Source organism: uncultured Amphritea sp. (assembly GCF_937127095.1).
Taxonomy (GTDB): domain Bacteria; phylum Pseudomonadota; class Gammaproteobacteria; order Pseudomonadales; family Balneatricaceae; genus Amphritea.
In genome coordinates, this window is the sequence record NZ_CAKZLP010000054.1 from 81154 (window position 1) to 99533 (window position 18380).

The 18380-nt window shown below is 51.0% G+C and carries 16 protein-coding genes; 4 read left to right on the forward strand and 12 right to left on the reverse strand.

The genetic code is table 11. The features are described from left to right. Positions 1-224: 224 nt before the first annotated feature. Together Q0499_RS12115 and Q0499_RS12120 are read left to right on the forward strand one after the other, a co-directional pair. On the forward strand, positions 225-1928 hold the full coding sequence (locus Q0499_RS12115; protein ID WP_299199708.1) for a molecular chaperone HscC: 1704 nt from the start codon (positions 225-227) through the stop codon (positions 1926-1928). Next, positions 1925-3115, forward strand: coding sequence for an RDD family protein (locus tag Q0499_RS12120; RefSeq protein ID WP_299199711.1), 1191 nt, complete (start codon positions 1925-1927; stop codon positions 3113-3115). The genes Q0499_RS12115 and Q0499_RS12120 overlap by 4 nt, the downstream gene beginning before the upstream one ends. Before the next feature lie 102 nt (positions 3116-3217). Here Q0499_RS12120 and Q0499_RS23685 read toward each other — a convergent pair whose 3' ends face one another. The 7 genes from Q0499_RS23685 to hpaH form a co-directional block, all read right to left on the reverse strand. Beyond that, positions 3218-3361 carry a DUF2127 domain-containing protein gene (locus tag Q0499_RS23685; protein ID WP_363317797.1) on the reverse strand — a complete coding sequence of 48 codons (144 nt, stop codon included), beginning with the start codon at positions 3359-3361 and terminating at the stop codon, positions 3218-3220. 155 nt (positions 3362-3516) lie between these two features. Continuing rightward, entirely contained in the window at positions 3517-3906 is a 390-nt protein-coding gene (locus tag Q0499_RS12125) for a 5-carboxymethyl-2-hydroxymuconate Delta-isomerase (RefSeq protein ID WP_299199713.1), read from the reverse strand. Between the two features lie 378 nt (positions 3907-4284). Further along, positions 4285-5805 (reverse strand): 5-carboxymethyl-2-hydroxymuconate semialdehyde dehydrogenase, encoded by a 1521-nt coding sequence (gene hpaE, locus Q0499_RS12130; RefSeq protein WP_299199715.1) that lies wholly within the window; start codon positions 5803-5805, stop codon positions 4285-4287. 11 nt (positions 5806-5816) lie between these two features. Continuing rightward, a complete protein-coding gene (locus Q0499_RS12135) occupies positions 5817-6590 on the reverse strand; it encodes a fumarylacetoacetate hydrolase family protein (RefSeq protein WP_299199717.1) in 774 nt (257 codons plus the stop codon). Positions 6591-6604: 14 nt separating this feature from the next. After that, entirely contained in the window at positions 6605-7258 is a 654-nt protein-coding gene (locus tag Q0499_RS12140; protein ID WP_299199719.1) for a fumarylacetoacetate hydrolase family protein, read from the reverse strand. Between the two features lie 41 nt (positions 7259-7299). Beyond that, positions 7300-8106: a 4-hydroxy-2-oxoheptanedioate aldolase gene (hpaI, locus tag Q0499_RS12145; protein ID WP_299199721.1), complete on the reverse strand. Its 807-nt coding sequence runs from the start codon at positions 8104-8106 to the stop codon at positions 7300-7302. Between the two features lie 9 nt (positions 8107-8115). Next, positions 8116-8919: a 2-oxo-hept-4-ene-1,7-dioate hydratase gene (gene hpaH, locus Q0499_RS12150; RefSeq protein WP_299199723.1), complete on the reverse strand. Its 804-nt coding sequence runs from the start codon at positions 8917-8919 to the stop codon at positions 8116-8118. Between the two features lie 168 nt (positions 8920-9087). On the opposite strand from hpaH, the gene Q0499_RS12155 reads away from it, so the two are divergent. Then, positions 9088-10416 (forward strand): hypothetical protein, encoded by a 1329-nt coding sequence (locus Q0499_RS12155; RefSeq protein ID WP_299199726.1) that lies wholly within the window; start codon positions 9088-9090, stop codon positions 10414-10416. Between the two features lie 27 nt (positions 10417-10443). Here the strand turns inward: Q0499_RS12155 and Q0499_RS12160 are convergent, their stop codons facing one another. After that, positions 10444-11685 (reverse strand): nitrate regulatory protein, encoded by a 1242-nt coding sequence (locus Q0499_RS12160; protein WP_299199728.1) that lies wholly within the window; start codon positions 11683-11685, stop codon positions 10444-10446. Positions 11686-11913: 228 nt separating this feature from the next. Here Q0499_RS12160 and cobA point away from each other — a divergent pair, with 228 nt between their 5' ends. Beyond that, entirely contained in the window at positions 11914-12768 is an 855-nt protein-coding gene (gene cobA / locus Q0499_RS12165) for a uroporphyrinogen-III C-methyltransferase (protein ID WP_299199730.1), read from the forward strand. 169 nt (positions 12769-12937) lie between these two features. Here the strand turns inward: cobA and Q0499_RS12170 are convergent, their stop codons facing one another. The 4 genes from Q0499_RS12170 to htpG all read right to left on the reverse strand — a co-directional run bounded on the left by Q0499_RS12170 (position 12938) and on the right by htpG (position 18264). Continuing rightward, entirely contained in the window at positions 12938-13291 is a 354-nt protein-coding gene (locus Q0499_RS12170) for a TraR/DksA family transcriptional regulator (protein ID WP_299199731.1), read from the reverse strand. Between the two features lie 7 nt (positions 13292-13298). Further along, positions 13299-15062, reverse strand: coding sequence for a NahK/ErcS family hybrid sensor histidine kinase/response regulator (locus Q0499_RS12175; RefSeq protein WP_299199732.1), 1764 nt, complete (start codon positions 15060-15062; stop codon positions 13299-13301). Then, the gene (gene ercA, locus Q0499_RS12180; RefSeq protein ID WP_299199735.1) at positions 15046-16209 is read right to left on the reverse strand and encodes an alcohol dehydrogenase-like regulatory protein ErcA; all 1164 of its coding nucleotides are present in this window, start codon (positions 16207-16209) and stop codon (positions 15046-15048) included. The genes Q0499_RS12175 and ercA overlap by 17 nt, the downstream gene beginning before the upstream one ends. Before the next feature lie 147 nt (positions 16210-16356). Further along, on the reverse strand, positions 16357-18264 hold the full coding sequence (gene htpG / locus Q0499_RS12185) for a molecular chaperone HtpG (protein WP_299199738.1): 1908 nt from the start codon (positions 18262-18264) through the stop codon (positions 16357-16359). Positions 18265-18380 lie beyond the last annotated feature (116 nt).

Genomic DNA, 18380 nt, shown 5'->3' on the forward strand with positions numbered 1-18380 from the left:
CATCTATTGCGGATTAACTGGCTTTTTAGTCAGGTTGTTGAGGGTCAGTCTTGCCGGACCCGGCACAATTGCAACTGCGATGAACTTTACTGCGGAACCGACGGCCATGGACTGCTAAGCATTCAGCGACGCTCTGATGCAAATCCCCAACTGAGGAATTTATACAGACATTCTGCTGAAATTAGATAAAATACAGAGCGTTAAAAACTAAAGAAGATGGAACAATGACAATCCTTGGGATCGATTTGGGCACAACCAACAGCGCTTGTGCAGTATGGAAAGATGGAAAAACGACGCTTATCCCCAACCAATTAAATGCGTTTCTGACCCCCTCTGTCGTTGGTATAGACCAGCAAGGAGAGATTCTGGTCGGCATGTCGGCCAGGCACCGCCTGATCAGCCATCCCGGAAATACAGTCGCTGTATTCAAACGCTACATGGGTACAGATTACTCGATCAATCTGGGTAAACGCAGTTTTACAGCGGCAGAACTCTCCTCGTTGATATTACGCAGTTTGAAAGAAGATGCAGAAGCCTATCTTGGCGAGACGATTACCCAGGCAGTGATCAGCGTTCCGGCTTATTTCAACGACGTTCAGCGCAAGGCAACCAAACTCGCCGGTGAGCTGGCGGGATTAAATGTAGACCGACTGATCAATGAACCCACCGCAGCGGCGATGGTTTATGGCCTGCATGATAAGCGCGATGGCGTACAGTTTCTTATCCTCGACCTGGGCGGAGGAACCTTCGATGTTTCACTGGTTGAGTACTTTGATGGTGTGATCGAGGTACATGCGTCTTCTGGTGATAACCACCTTGGGGGGGAAGATTTCCTGGAGATGCTGGTTAATTATTACTTTGAAAAAAACGGATTGGCTAAACGTTCGCTGACGGCCAACGAACTGCAACGTGTGTATGAAGTACTGGAAGGCGCCAAACGAAAACTAAGTTCTGAGCGCGAAATTGTCATCGAGCAGGCAGTGAAATCACAGCAACAGCCTTTTAGCCTCAGCCGTGAAGAGTTTGATCGCATCGTTCATCCTCTGCTTCACCGTGTACAACTCCCCATAGAGCGTACTTTACGAGATGCTGGGGTCAACCCTGCTGAGATTGACGAAGTCGTACTGGTCGGCGGAGCAACCCGAATGTTTGCCTTCCGTTCGCTGATTACCCGCATGTTCCGGCGAATGCCTGCAGGAAATATCGACCCTGATCTGGTGGTCGCGATGGGCGCTGGTATTCAGGCCGGTCTGAAGCAGAAGCACGCTGATCTGGATGATGTGGTCCTGACCGATGTATGCCCTTATACACTGGGTGTAGAAATACACAATGAGGGTGATAAAAATGATAAACAGGGAGGCCTGTTTATGCCAATTATTGAGCGCAACTCAATCGTACCGGTTAGCGTTGAACGCACGCTTTATACGGTGTGCGACAACCAGAAAATAGTCTCGATCAACGTCTATCAGGGTGAAAGCCGTCTGGTTAAAAACAACGTTAATCTCGGCGAGCTTGAGGTCAGAATTCCGCCAGCTAAAGCCGGAGAAGAATCTCTTAACGTACGCTACAGCTACGATATGAATGGCTTACTGGACGTTGATGTAACGGTCAATTCAACCGGCCTGACCCAGCACAGGACCATTATCAATTCAGCCAGCGGCTTAACAGATAAAGAGATCGAAAAATCCAGAGAGAAACTCGCTAAATTAAAGTTTCATCCGCGGGATCAGGCAGAAAACCGTGTCCTAATTGCACGGGCAGAGCGTCTGTATGAATGTTCGCTGGGCGACAAACGCGATTACATCAGTAATCTGCTGTCCCATTTTGAGCAGGTGCTGGAAAAACAGAACCCTGTTGAAATTAAAAAGGTAACTGCACAGTTCTGTGAAGTTCTCGATGGTCTGGAAGAAGATAACCTATTCTCATGAGTGACTGGCAGATACTGGGTATCGATAACACAACCGATCTGAAGGTTATCAAACGCGCCTATGCGGCCAAACTAAAGATCACGAAACCGGATGAAGATCCGGAAGGCTTTAAGCGCCTGCATGCGGCCTATAAACAGGCATGCCAATCGGCCAGAAATAATGCCTCAGCAGATAAACAAGCCGTACCTCACCGAGTTGAAGAGCCACCAGAGATTGAAACTCAAGAGGTTGAGACTCAGAAGATTGACGAGAGTATTACTACCGATGAACAACCCCGGAGTGAAGAGTATTTTGAGTTTGTTTTAGACGACTTTGAAGAGCCATCAGAGTATTCCCGCCAGGACTATCGAGACGCTCAAGCGTATCAACAAGAGCTGGAAGATATTGCCAGGATTGACCTGGACGCAGAGCAGGCCTTTTTAAAACAACAATGGCGCGACATCACGGAAAGCGTTGATACGATAATAGCCAGCGATAACACGCTCAACGAGACCGGGGCGTGGGCGTTCCTCAATGACCGGGAGGCATTACTGGATATCCAGTTCAAATCGGAACTATCAAACTATACCTTTGGCTGTCTTGCTGACCACCTTAGCAAGACACCCAAGCCGGTGCTTAACCACACCGTTTTTATCTTTCTGGATAGCCTGTTCCAGTGGAGTGATCGCAGAGATCTACTGGAAGATGAGTTTGGTCATGAAGCGGTTGAGACCGTGATGCAGGCAATCGCTGTAATCAAAGAACCGTTTTTCAAGTGGACATCGCCCGAAGTGCATGTAGGAGAGATGGTTCCCTGTAATTATTTTTTGCGATTGCTCGCCGCTTTTCTCGATTGGCTGCTGCTGGGATTCATTGCTGTTCTATTGAGAAAAATGGATATGCCAATACTCAGTACAGACAGCGACGGTCTAATACTCGACTTCATCGTTGGTGTTTTGTTCTATCTGCTATTGGCTCCGGTGATGGAGTCGTCTTCTTTACAGGGCACTCCGGGCAAAATTCTGTTTGGCATGAAAGTGGTTAGTAAGCAGGGGAAGCGACTCAATATCCTGCACACAATACTGCGCTCTTCCATGTTTATGCTGGCGATGATCGCATTCAAGCTGACGATCTGGATAAACATCTTCTTCCGCGATCAGCGCCTGTTACATGATCGCTTTAGTTATTCCAGAGTAATTGAACGCTGAATTTAAGCGAAGCTGATAGCAAGAGATCAGTCCTACCCTGGGCAGCTGCAACCACCGGTTAATCTGTTCAGTAGCGGGTAAATATTATTGCCCGGTTGAATATTAGACCTGTTTTTCCCTCACGAGCAGCGAGTACATATACCAGACAGTCGCCAGATTGACCGCCAGCACAGCGATACTTAACAGGCTGCGGTTAACAAGCAGCTCGTACATTTCAAACGGCAGATAGATGCCCTCGCTGGGCAGGGCAAACCATTCGGTCTATACCAGCCGGCGTCAGAGGCCATAGGCTTCGATCAGCCGAACCATTAGCCGAATGTAAGGAAAAAAACAGAGTGTGCTAGCCTCTTGGCTAACACCCCCTATATACGCTGCTGACTATCACTGAATAGCAAAGATGCTCAGCCTTTATCAGCCAGCTTCTTATGGATGTTATTCATCCGGTAGTTGCGTTCAGGATGAAGCTCAATCATCTCAAAACCAACGCTCATCCAGCGACGGTCAAACACCGGTTTAAGGCATTCACTGAAGGTTTCAAAGATTTTATCTGAAGCCTCTTTAAGCACTTCAGGCGTACGGCCAGACCCCACTTTAGCGGTCAGGTGTACAAAGGTGTTCTCAGGGTCACCCTCGCCTACGCGGAAATGCTCGCAGCGGATCGCCCGGCTGCGAATGCCACCAATCGGGAAAACCCCGGTAGCAATAGCCGTGGCGTTCAGCTTTTCAAACAGTGCCGGGATATCCAGATCATCATCCAGATTGGCTGAGTATTCCATAATAAAATGAGGCATAAAGTTTCCTGTGTTTAATCAATCTATCTAATTTATAGATCTACGCATCAGTCTCATAGCACTTAAAATCAAAAGCTGGCTAAGATTACTCTAAACCAGCTTTTAAGGCCGTGTAGCCAAACGCAATAGCTTGTCTAAGCGTCACGAGCGCAGATCAGACAAGGCGGAAGCAGGTGAAAAGCGCGCAAGTTTAGCCTGCTAAATGAGCCCTTTATGCCTTCTCTCAACACCATACGATCAAACGCAATAGCTGTCTAAGCGTCACGAGCGCAGATCAGACAAGGCGGAAGCAGGTGAAAAGCGCGCAGTTTAGCCTGCTAAATGAGCACTTTGAACCTGCTTCCAACGCCGTATGATCAAGCGCAGTAGCTTAGACGATTAGCGGCCGAGGACAGGGACCTTATGCGTATCATGGGCTATACACACATTCTTCGTTTCCATATAGAAATCGAAGCTCCAGTCACCACCGTCACGACCAATACCCGACATCTTAACGCCGCCGAACGGGGATGGCAGGTTACGGTTGTTTTCCGAGTTAACCCACAGCATACCGGCTTCTACTGCATGCGCCATACGCATTGCACGACCGGTGTTGCTGGTCCAGATATAGCCTGCCAGACCATACACAGTTTCGTTAGCCAGCTGGATCGCTTCCTCTTCGGTTTCGAACTCAATCGCGGTCAGAACCGGACCAAAGATCTCTTCCTGAGCGATGCGCATGCTGTTCTTCGCATCAACAAACAGGGTTGGGGTGACGAAGTTACCAGGGCCCATCTCATCACGCAGAGACTTGCCACCGACAGCGATGGTCGCACCATCCTGCTTAGCAATTTCGAAGTAGCTGGTGACTTTATCGTAGTGACCGGTATGAACCAGTGGACCCACTTCAGTTTCAGGGTCCAGCGGATGACCTACTTTGATGTTTTCTACACGCGCTTTCAGGGCAGCCAGGAACTTGTCCTTAATACCACTCTGGATCAGCAGACGGCTGGAGCTGGTGCAGCGCTGACCGTTCAGGCTGTAGATCATGAACACCACGGCATCCAGAGCACGATCAAAATCGGCATCATCGAATACGATAATCGGGTTCTTACCCCCCAGTTCCAGATGCAGACGCTTCAGCGTTTGTGCCGTCTGTGCCTGAATTAGTTTACCGGTGGCAGAATCACCCACCAGCGCGACCGCTTTGATAGCAGGGTGTTGGGTCAGCGCTTTACCGGCTACCGTACCAAAGCCGTTAACCATGTTCCAGACACCTTTCGGCAGACCCGCCGCTTCAGCACACTCAGCCAGAATGGATGCAGTGAGTGGGCTCAGCTCAGCAGGCTTGTGAACTACGGTACAACCGGATGCCAGTGCGGGTGCAATCTTCCAGGTAGACAGCATAAACGGCGTGTTCCACGGAGTGATTACAGCAACAGGACCGATTGGACTACGCACGGTAAAGTTGGTGTGTTCAGCCTGATGCAAAGACAGACCGTTACGCGCTTCAGGTGCCTGATCGGCAAAGAAACGAAAGTTAGCCGCACCACGAACAGCCGCCTGACGCATAAAGCGCAGCGCCTGACCACAGTCCATTGATTCAACCATAGCGATCTCTTCTGCGCGCTTCTCCAGCTCATCACCCAGACGGTGTAGAATCTTACGCCGCTCAGCGCCCGGCGTTGCAGCCCAGCCAGCCGCAGCCTCAGCCGCCGCCTCACAAGCCGCATTTACATCAGCTTCAGTGGCCGCAGCAACCTTACCCAGAAAGCTCTGGTCGAATGGCGTGGTGTTATCAAAGGTTTCGCCACTGCCCAGGGTCCACTCACCGTTAATATAATGACCCAGAGTGTTTTCTTTAAAACGCGCCAGGTAGCCTTCCGCTTTACTGATATTTTCTTGTAGTTGTGCACTCATCAATCTATACCTCAATACTTATCGCCGTAGAATGTTTGCTCAGACACGATGTGCGTTACCAGAGCCCCTACTTTTTCAATTTCACAGACAACCGTATCGCCCGGCTGCATATCTTTCAGACCTTTTGGTGTGCCGGTGGCGATCATATCGCCGGGTTTCAGGGTCATAATTTTACTCAGGTATTCCACCAGGAACGGCAGATCAAAGATGATATCCGCTGTGGTGCCTTCCTGAGTCAGCTCACCATTCACATGGGTGGTCAGTTTCAGGTTGGTGATATCACCCACATCCTCTTTGTCGATCAGCCAGGGGCCAATCGGACACAGTGAGTCACGGCTTTTAACCCGCAGGTTAGGACGATAGTAGTTTTCCAGATAGTCGCGGATGGCAAAGTCATTACAGACGGTATAACCGGAGATGTAGTCCATCGCATCTTCACGGGAAATATTCTTGCCCTCTTTACCGATCACCGCCACCAGCTCACACTCATAGTGTTGAAACTCTATGTTATCCGGACGATAAGCGTTCTGTTTGTGGCCGGTAAGAGTGTTAGCACCCTTGAGGAACACCAGCGGCTCTTTCGGTGGTTCAAAGGCCAGTTCAGCGGCGTGATCCGCATAGTTCAGACCCAATGCGAAGATAGTGCCAGGCGCTTCAACCGGACATAGCCAGGTAACATCCGCTTCATTGATCAGTTGACCATCAGTTTTCGATTTCAGCTGACCATCTGCCTCAACGGTTACATCCAGTGCAGAGCCATTAAAAAGTACGCGTGCGTGTTTCATTCTGAATGATCTCCTTACTGGCCAAGTGTGTTGTTGAGTTCGGTAACACCGTCAATCACGGAGTGGACCTTGTCACCCGGTGCAACCGGTGCCCGCTGACCCGGGAAACCCACTGCGATCACATCGCCCGGCTGCAGTGTCATGATGTAAGAGATTGTGCTGATCAGCTCAGCAACACCGCGCACCAGCTGAGAAACCGGCGTCTCATTGACGACCATGCCATTTACCGACGTAACAACCGTCAGAGCCTGCGGGTCGGCAACGGCAACCACATCAGCACCGATAGGTGCAGAGGTATCCAGACACTTGCCTTTGATATCAGGGCGGTAGTAGTTCTGCTCTACCAGTGAGAAGTCATGTACCAGGGTGTAACCCTCAACATAGTCCAGCGCCTCTGCCTCGCTGACACGGCAGCACTCTTTGCCAAACACCACCGCCAGTGAAGCACCCACCACCATCTGCTCAGCGGGTGAACCATCAACCTGTGCCCACTCAACCACGGCACCATCGGTACTCCAGGTGTTGTGGGGTTTAAAATAGAGAACCGGCTGTTGTGGTGCACCTTTATACGGTGCTTCAGCAAACTCGGCTTGCATGGCGTTGAACTGTTCAGCGTCGTTCAGCGCTACACAGACTAACTTACCTTTCACGATTGGATTTTTACTCATTACACTTTCACCTAAACCTGTATCTAAACTTGTGCCTGAATTTAATATCCGCTGGAGCCAGTGGCATCAGATTTGTTGTCCCCGGACTGAAAGCTTTCTGCCAGTTGTTTGGCCGCATTGCCCAGTAACAACGTATCGACTCCCACACCGACAAACTTCGCACCCTTCTCAACATAGTGATGCGCTTTAGCAGGATTGATACACAACAGCCCCGCCGCTTTGCCTGCCGCATTGATCACCTTAAAGCCGTTTTCAATCGCCGCGACTACCTCAGGGTGATCGGGATTACCGATATGGCCCATCGAGGCTGACAGATCAGAGGGTCCGATAAACACCGCATCCACCCCTTCAACCGCAGCGATCTCTTCAAGGTTAGCCATGGCGGTAACCGTCTCCGCCTGAACGATCAGACAGATCTCATCGTTGGCTTTTTGCAGATAACCAGGGATACGGTTCCAGTTGGCCGCCCGGGCCAGTGAACTCCCCAGCCCCCGCACACCCATGGGTGGATATTTAACCGCTTTAACCAGCTCCCGCGCCTGCTCTGCGGTGTCACACATCGGCACCAGCACCGTTTGCGCACCGATATCCAGAATCCGTTTCAGCAATGCGGTCCGGCCCTCCTCCGGGCGCACAATCGCAGGTACACCATAGGGTGCAATCGCCTGCAGATGACGCATCGTCGAGTCCAGTTCAAAGGGTGCGTGCTCGCTGTCGATCAGCAGCCAGTCAAACCCGGCCCCGGCAACAATCTCAGCGCAGGTTGCGTCGGGCAGCCCCAGCCACAACCCCCACAAAGGCTTGTCGCCTTTCAGGCCCTGCTTAAATTTATTAACAGGAAGATCCATAGCCACCTCTTAAACAAACTTCACTGAGATACCGCCCAGTGGGCCGTAATCTGCATGCACAGTATCACCGGCTTTAACCGGCACCGGACGGGTAAATGAACCGGCCAGAATCACCTGACCCGGGTCCAGCGCTACGCCATGAGGGGCAAAGCGTTTACATACCCAGCAGATACCATTGGCCGGATGACCAAGAACACCCGCGGCAATACCGGTCTCTTCAATCTGACCATTCAGATAGAGCAAAGCTCCGGCCCAGCGCAGATCCATATCCATCGGTTTGATCGGGCGACCGCCAAGAATGATCCCGCCATTCGCCGCGTTATCCGCGATCGTGTCATACACTTTGCGGGTATAGCCCGTTTCAGGGTCGGTACGGTGACACCGGGCGGCGATCAGCTCCAGAGAGGGAATCACATAATCGGTGGCATTGAGCACATCAAAGATAGTGACATCGTCACCCTCAAGTCGATCTTTCAGCACGAATGCCAGTTCCACTTCGATACGGGGATCAAGAAAGTCAGATGCTTTGATCTCAGCCCCATCGGCGAAGAACATATCATCCAGCAGCACACCGTAATCAGGCTGATCGATATTCACCGCCATCTGCATCGCCCGGGAGGTAAGACCGATCTTATACCCTTTAACCTTAGCACCGTTGGCGATCTTCTGATCAACCCAGGTTTTCTGCACAGCATAGGCATCAGCCATAGTCATATCAGGATAATCGAGCGTCAGGGCTGGGATCTGAACACGATCCTTCTCTGCCTGATAGAGCTTCTCTGCGGCTATTTTTATCTGCTGTTCTGTTAACATATCTGACCTTCCATCATAATGCTGACCGCTGCAGTCAATGACTGCAGCCTGAAAATTGTTTGCCGATTACCCTGTCCATTTTATCTTCCACACTGGAAAGGCTAACATATTAACGATAATATACTTAATATATTAAGTAAATTCCAGCTTTTATTTGCAGGTTATAGGATGACCACCAAGAGTATTACCAAAAATCTGATCAGCCACTGGCCGGGGGGGCGCATAGCCGGCATCACTGTTTTACTGATGTGCCTGCTGACACTGACAAATATAGTGCTGCCTCTGGGCTTAGCCGGCGTGGCAACCCTGCTGTGCTGGATCTATATAGTCATCGAAGCACCACGGCTTAAACCCAAGCAGCGCAAACAGATTGCGATGCTGTTTGTTGCGGGCATAGCGGCAGCGCTGCTGGCTTGGAGCCTGGGGTCGGATATGTCGTTGCAAACCCTGTTTGGTGCCCATCTGAAGCTGGCCATGTTACTCACGGCGATCAGCTTTATCGGCATGGCGAGCAATGTTGGCTGTGAAGTCAGCAAACCTGGCCTGCGCAGCTTTTTCACGACGCTATTAGGCATGCATTTCTTCTCCTCGGTCGCCAACTTCTCTTCAGTGATCGTTGTCGGTGACCAGATTAAGAAACATGAGGGGATCGATCAGTTATCACAACTGGTGCTCAGCCGGGGCTTCGGTATGGCGGTGCTCTGGTCCCCCTTTCTCAGCCTGTTGCCTCTGGTGCTGGAACAGGTTCCCGGTGTCGAGCTATCCCAGGTTTACCCGTTCTCTATATCCATTGCCGTTATCGGCCTGATACTGAGTATCATTGAAGCACGCTTTCGGGTGGCTACGGCCTTAAAGAGTTACGCCGGATACCCACTTAAAACTGAAACACTGGCCATGCCGGTGGTATTGATCGGCATGATTCTGCTGCTTAGCTGGCAGCAGCCTGAACTGCCGACTGTATTTCTGGTATCGCTGCTCTCAATCGTCGTGCCTGTCTGTCTGCTAACACTAAGAACTAACCTCCGCTCATCCAGTCAGAAAGTGTCGTTACATATCACAGAAAAACTATCCGAAAGCCGCGCGGAAATAAGCCTGTTTATGAGCGCCGGGGTATTAGCAGCAGGGGTAAAGGCCTGTATCGGGGTTGGTCTGATCAGCCTGCCCTTTACCGAAACCGATGCCGGTGTTGCCTCTCTGGTATTGATGATGATTGTCGGTCTGGCGTATTTAGGCATCCACCAGTTGGCACTGGTGGCGATCTTTGCGGGTCTGCTAGCCGATATAACCGTGACTCCCAACCTGATGGCAATCGCCTATATTCTGGGCACATCACTGGCGATGTCAGGCAGCACCTTCAGTGGCCTCAACTTCATCATGAAGTCCCGCTTTAATGCCACCGATAGTGAGATCATCCGCAATCAGTTGCCTTACAACCTGGTCATGCTGGCGGTTGGCTGTGGCGTTATCTATCTGATGCAGGCGATGGGAGTTCGTTAACTCCCTTTCCCTCTCTGGAGAATCTGATCAGCGATAGGTTGATCGTTTATAGGCTTCTATAATCGCTAAAGCGACCTGCTGAATAGGCAGCTTCTGATCCATCGCGCTTTTCTGTAAGGTTCGATACGCCGCGTCATCATCAAGATTCAGGTTCTCCTTGAGAATCGCCTTTGCACGTTCCACCAATTTTCTTGCTTCCAGCGCTTCTTTGGCTTGTTGCAGATCATTTGTCAGAGCCTGGATCTGTTTACGCTGCTCTAAAATCAGAGTCTGAACCGGATGTGATGGGTTCGCTGCATTGAGTAAACCGCTGCCAACCGGTTCGCCGGAGTCTGTCTTAAGGCCGGTGAGAAGCGCTATCTGCTCCTGAGCCGCAGAACGATTGCGTTTAGCCAGGTCGACCCGGTTATCACACAGCGTCAATATCTGATTCATCGCCTGTATTTCCAGAGCATGCAAGGCATCGATATAGAGTGTGGCTTTCTCATACCAGGTATCGGCCAGCTCAGGGTTCACCTGTTGCCCCTCGCGAAGCTTATCCCGCAGGGCTCTCATCTGCTTAAAATCAGCAATCAGTTCACTGCTCTCAAGCTGAGACAATGCGGCGTTCAACTCAGGTCGCGCGGTTTGCTGAAAACCACTGAATATCTCAACCTGCTGGTGATTAACCCGCTCCAGTCGTTCACATAAGCGGGGGGCAAAACTCCCCCGGGCAAACCCAACCACCGTCCAGGCCCGCTCCTGGCCCACCAGTTCCTTCCCCTGAATCAGATGGAACAGAGTACTCAGCCCCTGCGTCACCTCCGGGTCGGTGGCATGATCGGCCACCTCAAACACAATTAACAACAGATTTTCGATTAAGCGATTATATGAAGTGGTCGCATCAACCGGCTGGTATTTGTCATTTTCAATATCGGTTCGCAGACGATTTAAGCCCTCCAATGCCAGCAGCGCCGAGGCGATCAGGTTAAGCAGCTTCGCACTGACTGTGCCCTCCAGTGCGGATTGGTGGACGACAGTAAGCCCTTTTTTCATCGCCTCAAAGGCATCATCAGTCAACCGTAACTGTTCAACCCGCTGCTGCTTTGTTTTCTCCCCGCCCCCGACTAACAACCTGTTTGAAAGACCCCGCTCACGTTGTAACTGATGGATAAACTCACAGATCAAGTTCACCCATCTGAGCATCGACTTCAGTTCGATGATCGTGTTGATCTCTGACTGTTTGGCAGCCAGAAAAAAGGATTCGGGAGAGACCGTATTTTCTTTCATTGTTATGTGCGTATCGCATGAGATATGAACAATAGCTGCAGCAATAACAGTGCCACCGATCAATATGATTAGGCCCAGGGGCAAATCAGGCATATTCATTGCTTAGTGTTATTTAATATCGGTTAGTATTTTAAAAAATCTGAAGACGAAACTGCTTTCGTCGGGTAATGAAGCCCAAAGCTCCTCAGAGCTTTGGGCTTTTTTTTGTCTTTAAAGCGGAGAATGACCATGTTAAGTATTGATTTTATGCGCTACCTACGCGAATGGATCAGCAACAAAGAGGGTATGGGGAACAGGGCCTCCAGGCTGCGCAGCCCGCGCAAACACTTACCTCTCGGACGGGTCGATCTGGTAGGTGCAGGCCCCGGCGACCCTGAACTGTTAACCCTAAAGGCCTGGCGACTGATTAACGAGGCCGATACGATCGTCTATGACGCGCTGGTCAGCCGCGAGTTACTGGAAGGCATAAAAGGCAATCCTGAACTCATCTATGTCGGTAAGCGTATGGGCGATCATAGTGCAACCCAGAGCGAAATATGCTCAATTCTGGTGCATCTTGCAGCAGAAGGTAAGCATGTGGTGCGTCTGAAAGGTGGCGATCCTCTGGTGTTTGGCCGCCTGGGTGAGGAACTGCATGCACTTCGATGCGAAAACATCCCCTACAGTATTGTTCCGGGTATCACCGCCGCCTCCGGTTGCGCAGCCAGCCTGGGATTCCCACTAACTGAACGGGGAAAATCGACCCGGCTGAGACTGATTACCGCCCAGTTCAGCGAAACCCGTGAGATCGACTGGAACGACCTGGCAAAAACCGATGAAACCCTGGTGTTTTATATGGGGGTATCGAAAGCAGCAATGATCAGCTCAGAACTTATAAAAGCGGGTTTGCCTGCCGACTACCCGGCGCTGATCGTTGAGAACGGCACCCACAAAGAGCAACGAGCCATCGAAACAACTCTGAGTCAAATGACTACAGCAATCACTGCCAACCAGATTGAAGCCCCTGCATTAATCTATGTGGGCAGGGTTGTCACCGGTGTTCGCAAACAGATTCATAGCAGACTGGAAGCGAGGGTAATATAAAATATATCAGCGAAGCGAATACTCTTACATAAGTGCATTATATGGGTGCTTTACATCAGTGCTCTTCATAAGTGCTCTTCATAAGTGCTCTTCATAAGTGCTCTTCATAAGTGCTCTTCTTAGATTAGTGCTTTAGATTAGTGCTTTGGCATGTAGCAGGGACAAAACATCAATTTTTCTGCTCCGTCGCTGACTGGCAGTTAAGACATAAACGGCTGTCAGGCCGTGCCAGAAGTCGCGGCGGGCTAATCAACGCATCGCAGCTTTCACAATAACCATAGTCGGCCTCATCTATCTTCTGTTCAGCATGCAGTACCTCATGCATCCGCTGGTGGCACTGTTGCAGATTGGCCAGCGCCATATTCTGTTGCTGCAACGCATCGCCACGGGAAACCCGGCCAACGGCCTGTTGATCCAACACTACCGGCCTGGCACTCTGTTCCAGACTGCTGATCTCTTCGCTCAGCTCTTGTTTAAGTTTCTCCAGCGCCTCATGGCACTGTTCAAGCTGATCGCTATTCATCAGAGCGCTACCCCTCTGCTTGTTGCGGCGGCTGCAGCAGGTGGGTGATCAGCGCCCGCAGTTTGCCTGGTTTAACCGGTTTATTCAGCACCGGCAGTTGGCGTTCGCGGAACAGCTTTCGCCCCTCCGGCGAACGGTCTGCGGTAATGATAGCGGCGGGGATATCATAGCCAGCAAACGCTCGCACCTGATCGACCGCTTCCACCCCGGTGGCATTATTATTCAGATGAAAGTCCGCGAGAATCAGCTGCGGCTCTACCCCTTTACGCAGATATTTTTCAATCGCCTCGGCCGGATCGATAGCAACATAGACTTCACAGCTCCACTGTTGCAACAGCGCCTTCATACTCACCAGAATATCCGCTTCATTATCAATCACCAGAATCGGCCGACCACTCAGATCCTGATGAACCATCTGCTGCGGCTGCAGGATCGCCTCTACAGTATCGCTGCTGACAGGCACGGAAACGCTAAACATGGTCCCCTTGCCAGGCCGGGAGCTAATCCGGATCGGGTGATCCAGCATACCAGCGATCCGTTCAACAATCGCCAGCCCCAGTCCTACCCCCTTGCGGCCGGTCTGATACTGATGATCAATCTGCTGGAACTCTTTGAAGATATCCTCAAGCTTATCTTCGGGAATACCGGGACCGGTATCCCATACCTGCAGCTCAAGGTGGTCTCCCCGGCGGCGAACTCCCAGCAACACCCTGCCTGCCGGGGTATAGCGAAAGGCGTTGCTGAGAAAGTTGCGCAGTACACGCATCAATAAACGGCTATCACTGCGAATATTAAGACCACTGCCCAGCACCCGCAGCGACACAGAACGCTGTTCTGCCACCGGTTGAAACTCCACCTGTAGCATGCGGAACAGATAATTCAGCGGGATACTGGTCAGGTCAGGTTGCACCGCATTCTGATCCAGCCGGGAGATATCCAGAAGATCACTCAGCAACTCTTCAGCCCCCTCCAGCGCCATATGAATCCGCTCAACCAGATGATTATTTTCTGCTGCCAGTTCCCGCTCCTGCAGCGTAGATACCAGTAAGCGGGCGGCATTCAGCGGTTGCAGCAGATCATGACTGGCCGCGGCCAGGTATTTATCTTTACTCTTATTCGCCTGTTCGGCGGCATCCCGGGCCTCTTTAAGCGCCTGCTCAATGACACGCCGCTCATTGATTTCGTTCACCAGTTTGTGGTTCAGCGAGACCAGCTCCTCGGTGCGCTCGTCTACCCGCTGTTCCAACTCTTCATTGAGCTTCTTTAACTTATTCTGGGCCTTCTTACGTTCGGTGATATCGGCAACAAACGCCTCCATCAGGCCACCCTGATCATCATCCTTTATCAGCACATTGAGCGACACATCAACGGCACTGCCATCCTGACGTAACAACCGGGTTTCATAGCCAAACAGCTTGCCGTACAGCTTCAGCTTTTCCAGTAACAAAGGATATTCACCGGTATCAAACAGCAAACCCGAAGCAAATGAGTCAACCCGACTGCACAGCTGTTGCGGGTCGGTATAACCACAGATTCTCGCCAGCGCCGGGTTTGCGGCAATCAGGCCGCTATCAAACCGGGCCTGAAAAATACCATGCTGCGCATTTTCAAAGATCGACTTATATCGGTTACGCTCATCTTCAAGCTCTTCAATCTTAGCGACCAGTTCAGGATAGTGACTCTTGCGGGCTGACTGTCCGCCCAGCCCCATCAGACTCTCTATAGTGAGCCTGTCGCTGGGAGAGTACTCAGCCTCAGAGCGCTTCTTCATACACGACCTCGACATCCCGCTTACTCGATCTGCGCGGATTGGTCAGAATACAGGGGTCCTTGATCGCTTTAGCTGACAGGGTTGGGATATCGCTGAGGTTAACCCCCCGCGAGGCAAGCCCTTCGAACAAACCGACATCACGCTTAAGTTTAATCACCCGCTCCTGTAAGCGTTTGTGCACCATCTGGTTGTTCATTCCCCGGGTATCAATGCCCATAGTTTCAGCGACGACACGAAACTTATCTTCAGCGGATTTGAAATTAAAACCGATCACATGTTCCAGCAGCATCGCGTTGCACATCCCATGGGGCAGATCGAGAAAACCACCCAAACTGTGGGACATCGCATGCACTGCCCCGAGAATCGCATTAGAAAATGCCAGACCCGCCTTCATACTGCCGAGCATCACCTGCTCCCGCAGCTTCAGATCGGTCGGGTCTTTCACCAGTGCCACCAGATTGTCATTCACCAGTTTAATCGCATCCAGCGCGTGCATGTCGGTGAGTGGACCAGACCCTGTAGAGACAAACGCTTCAATCGCATGCACCAGCGCATCCACCCCAGTACAAGCGGTGAGAAAAGGGTCCATGGTGACTGTTGTTTCAGGATCGATCAGGGACACATCCGGCACCACCGCTTTACTGACAATGGAGATTTTCATCCTCTCCTGCTGGTCATTAATGATGGCAAACTGTGAAACATCGGCAGACGTTCCAGCGGTAGTGGGGATAAAGATCAGCGGCGGGATGGCCATCTCTATGGTATCCACACCTTCAAACTCGAGAATATGGCGGTTGTGGGTCGCTACGATGCCAATTCCTTTAGCGCAATCCATTGGGCTTCCGCCGCCAACGGCGACAATCAGATTACAGCCATGCTGGGTATAAATCTGAGCGCCCTTCATCACCTCTTCGGAACGGGGATTGGGGGATACGTCGGTAAACAGCTCATACTCAAAACCGGCCATCTGCAGATCCTGGGCAATCTCATCAACCCAACCGGCAGCCTTAACGCCCGGGTCAGATACCAGCAAAATTTTGCGCGCGCCAAAAGAGCGGGCAAAGTTGGCTACGGTTTTTCTGGCGCCAGCTCCAAAGACAATTTCGGGGGCGACAAATTTGCGCAGATTAGCGATGTCATCACTCATTTCAGGTTCCGGCTAAGGCGTTATCGCCATCAGTGTTATTGTTGTTCTATCGCATCATTAGCAATGCGCAAGGAGATGATTATATCAGTGTCACAGACATAAAAAAGGCGACCCGTGGTCGCCTTTAGGAACAGAAATGATAACCGCTTAATTGATCAGATTCAGCAGCAGTTTATTCAGACGGCTAACATAGGCAGCGGGATCATCCAGCTGACCGCCTGCGGCCAGTTGCGCCTGCTCAAACACCACCAGCGCCAGCTCACCAAAACGATCCTCATCGGCTTCATGATCCAGCTTGCTGATCAGTGGGTGCTCAGGATTGATCTCAAAGATCGGCTTGCTTTCAGGCACGGCCTGACCGGCGGCTTCCATGATCTTACGCATCTGCATACCCATATCATAGGCACCCAGTACCACACAGGCAGGTGAATCAGTCAGACGATGAGTGATACGTACTTCACTCACCTGAGCATCAAGGCTGCTCTTAAGGCGTTCGACCAGACCTTCCAGTTCTTTGGCGGTCTCCTCGTGAGCCTTCTTCTCCTCTTCGTTCTCGGTTTCACCCAGAACCAGCTCACCTTTGCTGACATCCTGGAATGATTTACCCTCGAAGTCGAACAGCTGGCTCATCAGCCACTCATCGACACGATCGGACATCAGCAGTACTTCGATACCCTTCTTACGGAAGATTTCGAGGTGCGGGCTGTTCTTAGCCGTATTGTAGTTTTCAGCAACGGCGTAATAGATCTTCTCCTGACCTTCCTGCATGCGGGCAATATAATCGTCCAGCGATACACTCTGTTCAGCGGAGTTGTTATGCGTCGAAGCGAAACGCAGCAGTTTAAGAACGGTATCTTTATTGGCGTGATCTTCCGCCGGTCCCTCTTTCAGCACTTCACCGAACTCGGTCCAGAATTTAGCGTACTGTTCTGGATCATTCTTAGCCAGTTTACCCAACATATCCAGTGAACGCTTAGTCAGCTGAGTTTTCAGCTTATCAACTACAGGGTCTTTCTGCAGAATTTCACGGGAAACGTTAAGGGAGAGATCGCTGGTATCTACTACACCTTTAATGAAGCGCAGATACATCGGCAGGAACTGGTCCGCCTGATCCATAATAAAGACGCGCTGTACGTAAAGCTTCAGTCCACGGGGAGTATCACGGTTCCACAGATCATAAGGGGCATGAGCCGGTACATAGAGCAGACTGGTGTAATCCAGCTTACCCTCTACCCGGTTATGGCTCCACTTCATCGGGTCCTGAAAATCATGGGAGATATGCTTGTAAAACTCCTTAAACTCATCGTCGCTGATATCGCTTTTAGAACGGGTCCAGAGCGCGGTCGCAGAGTTTACGGTTTCATCTTCAGGCGCAGCAGGTTCTTCACCCTCTTCCACCGGCGCCGCTTCTTTCTGCATAATCACCGGCAGAGAGATATGATCAGAATACTTACGCACCAGACTGCGCAGACGGTAGCTGTTAGCAAATTCCAGCTCATCCTCTTTCAGATGCAGAATAATGGTGGTACCGCGTTGCGCCTTTTCGATATTGGCAACGGTAAACTCACCTTCACCCTTAGACACCCAGTGCACACCTTCAGAAGCAGACTGGCCTGCACGGCGGGTAATCACTTCTACCTCATCGGCGACGATAAACGCAGAGTAGAAGCCGACACCAAACTGACCGATCAACTGAGAGTCTTTCTTCTGGTCACCGCTCAGTTGAGAGAGAAACTGAGAGGTGCCGGATTTAGCAATCGTCCCCAGATGCTCAATCACATCCTGACGGGTCATACCGATACCGTTGTCATCGATAGTAATGGTTTTTGCTTTCTCATCGAATTCGATGCGAATACGCAGATCGCCATCACCTTCATAGAGGTCATCGTTGGACAGTGCTTCAAACCGCAGTTTATCCGCTGCATCGGATGCGTTAGAGATCAATTCCCGAAGAAAGATCTCTTTATTTGAATACAGAGAGTGGATCATCAGGTGAAGCAGTTGCTTCACTTCGGTTTGAAAGCCAAGAGTTTCCTGCTGAGTTTCTGTGCTCATCTATCAATTCCCAATCTTACTGTTACAAAGATTTACTGTTTAAACGAAAATCGTTGACAGTAAAGATGGGGCCAGCCCCTCCCTTTTCAAGGGGCTATCAGGGAAAAAGCGGCACA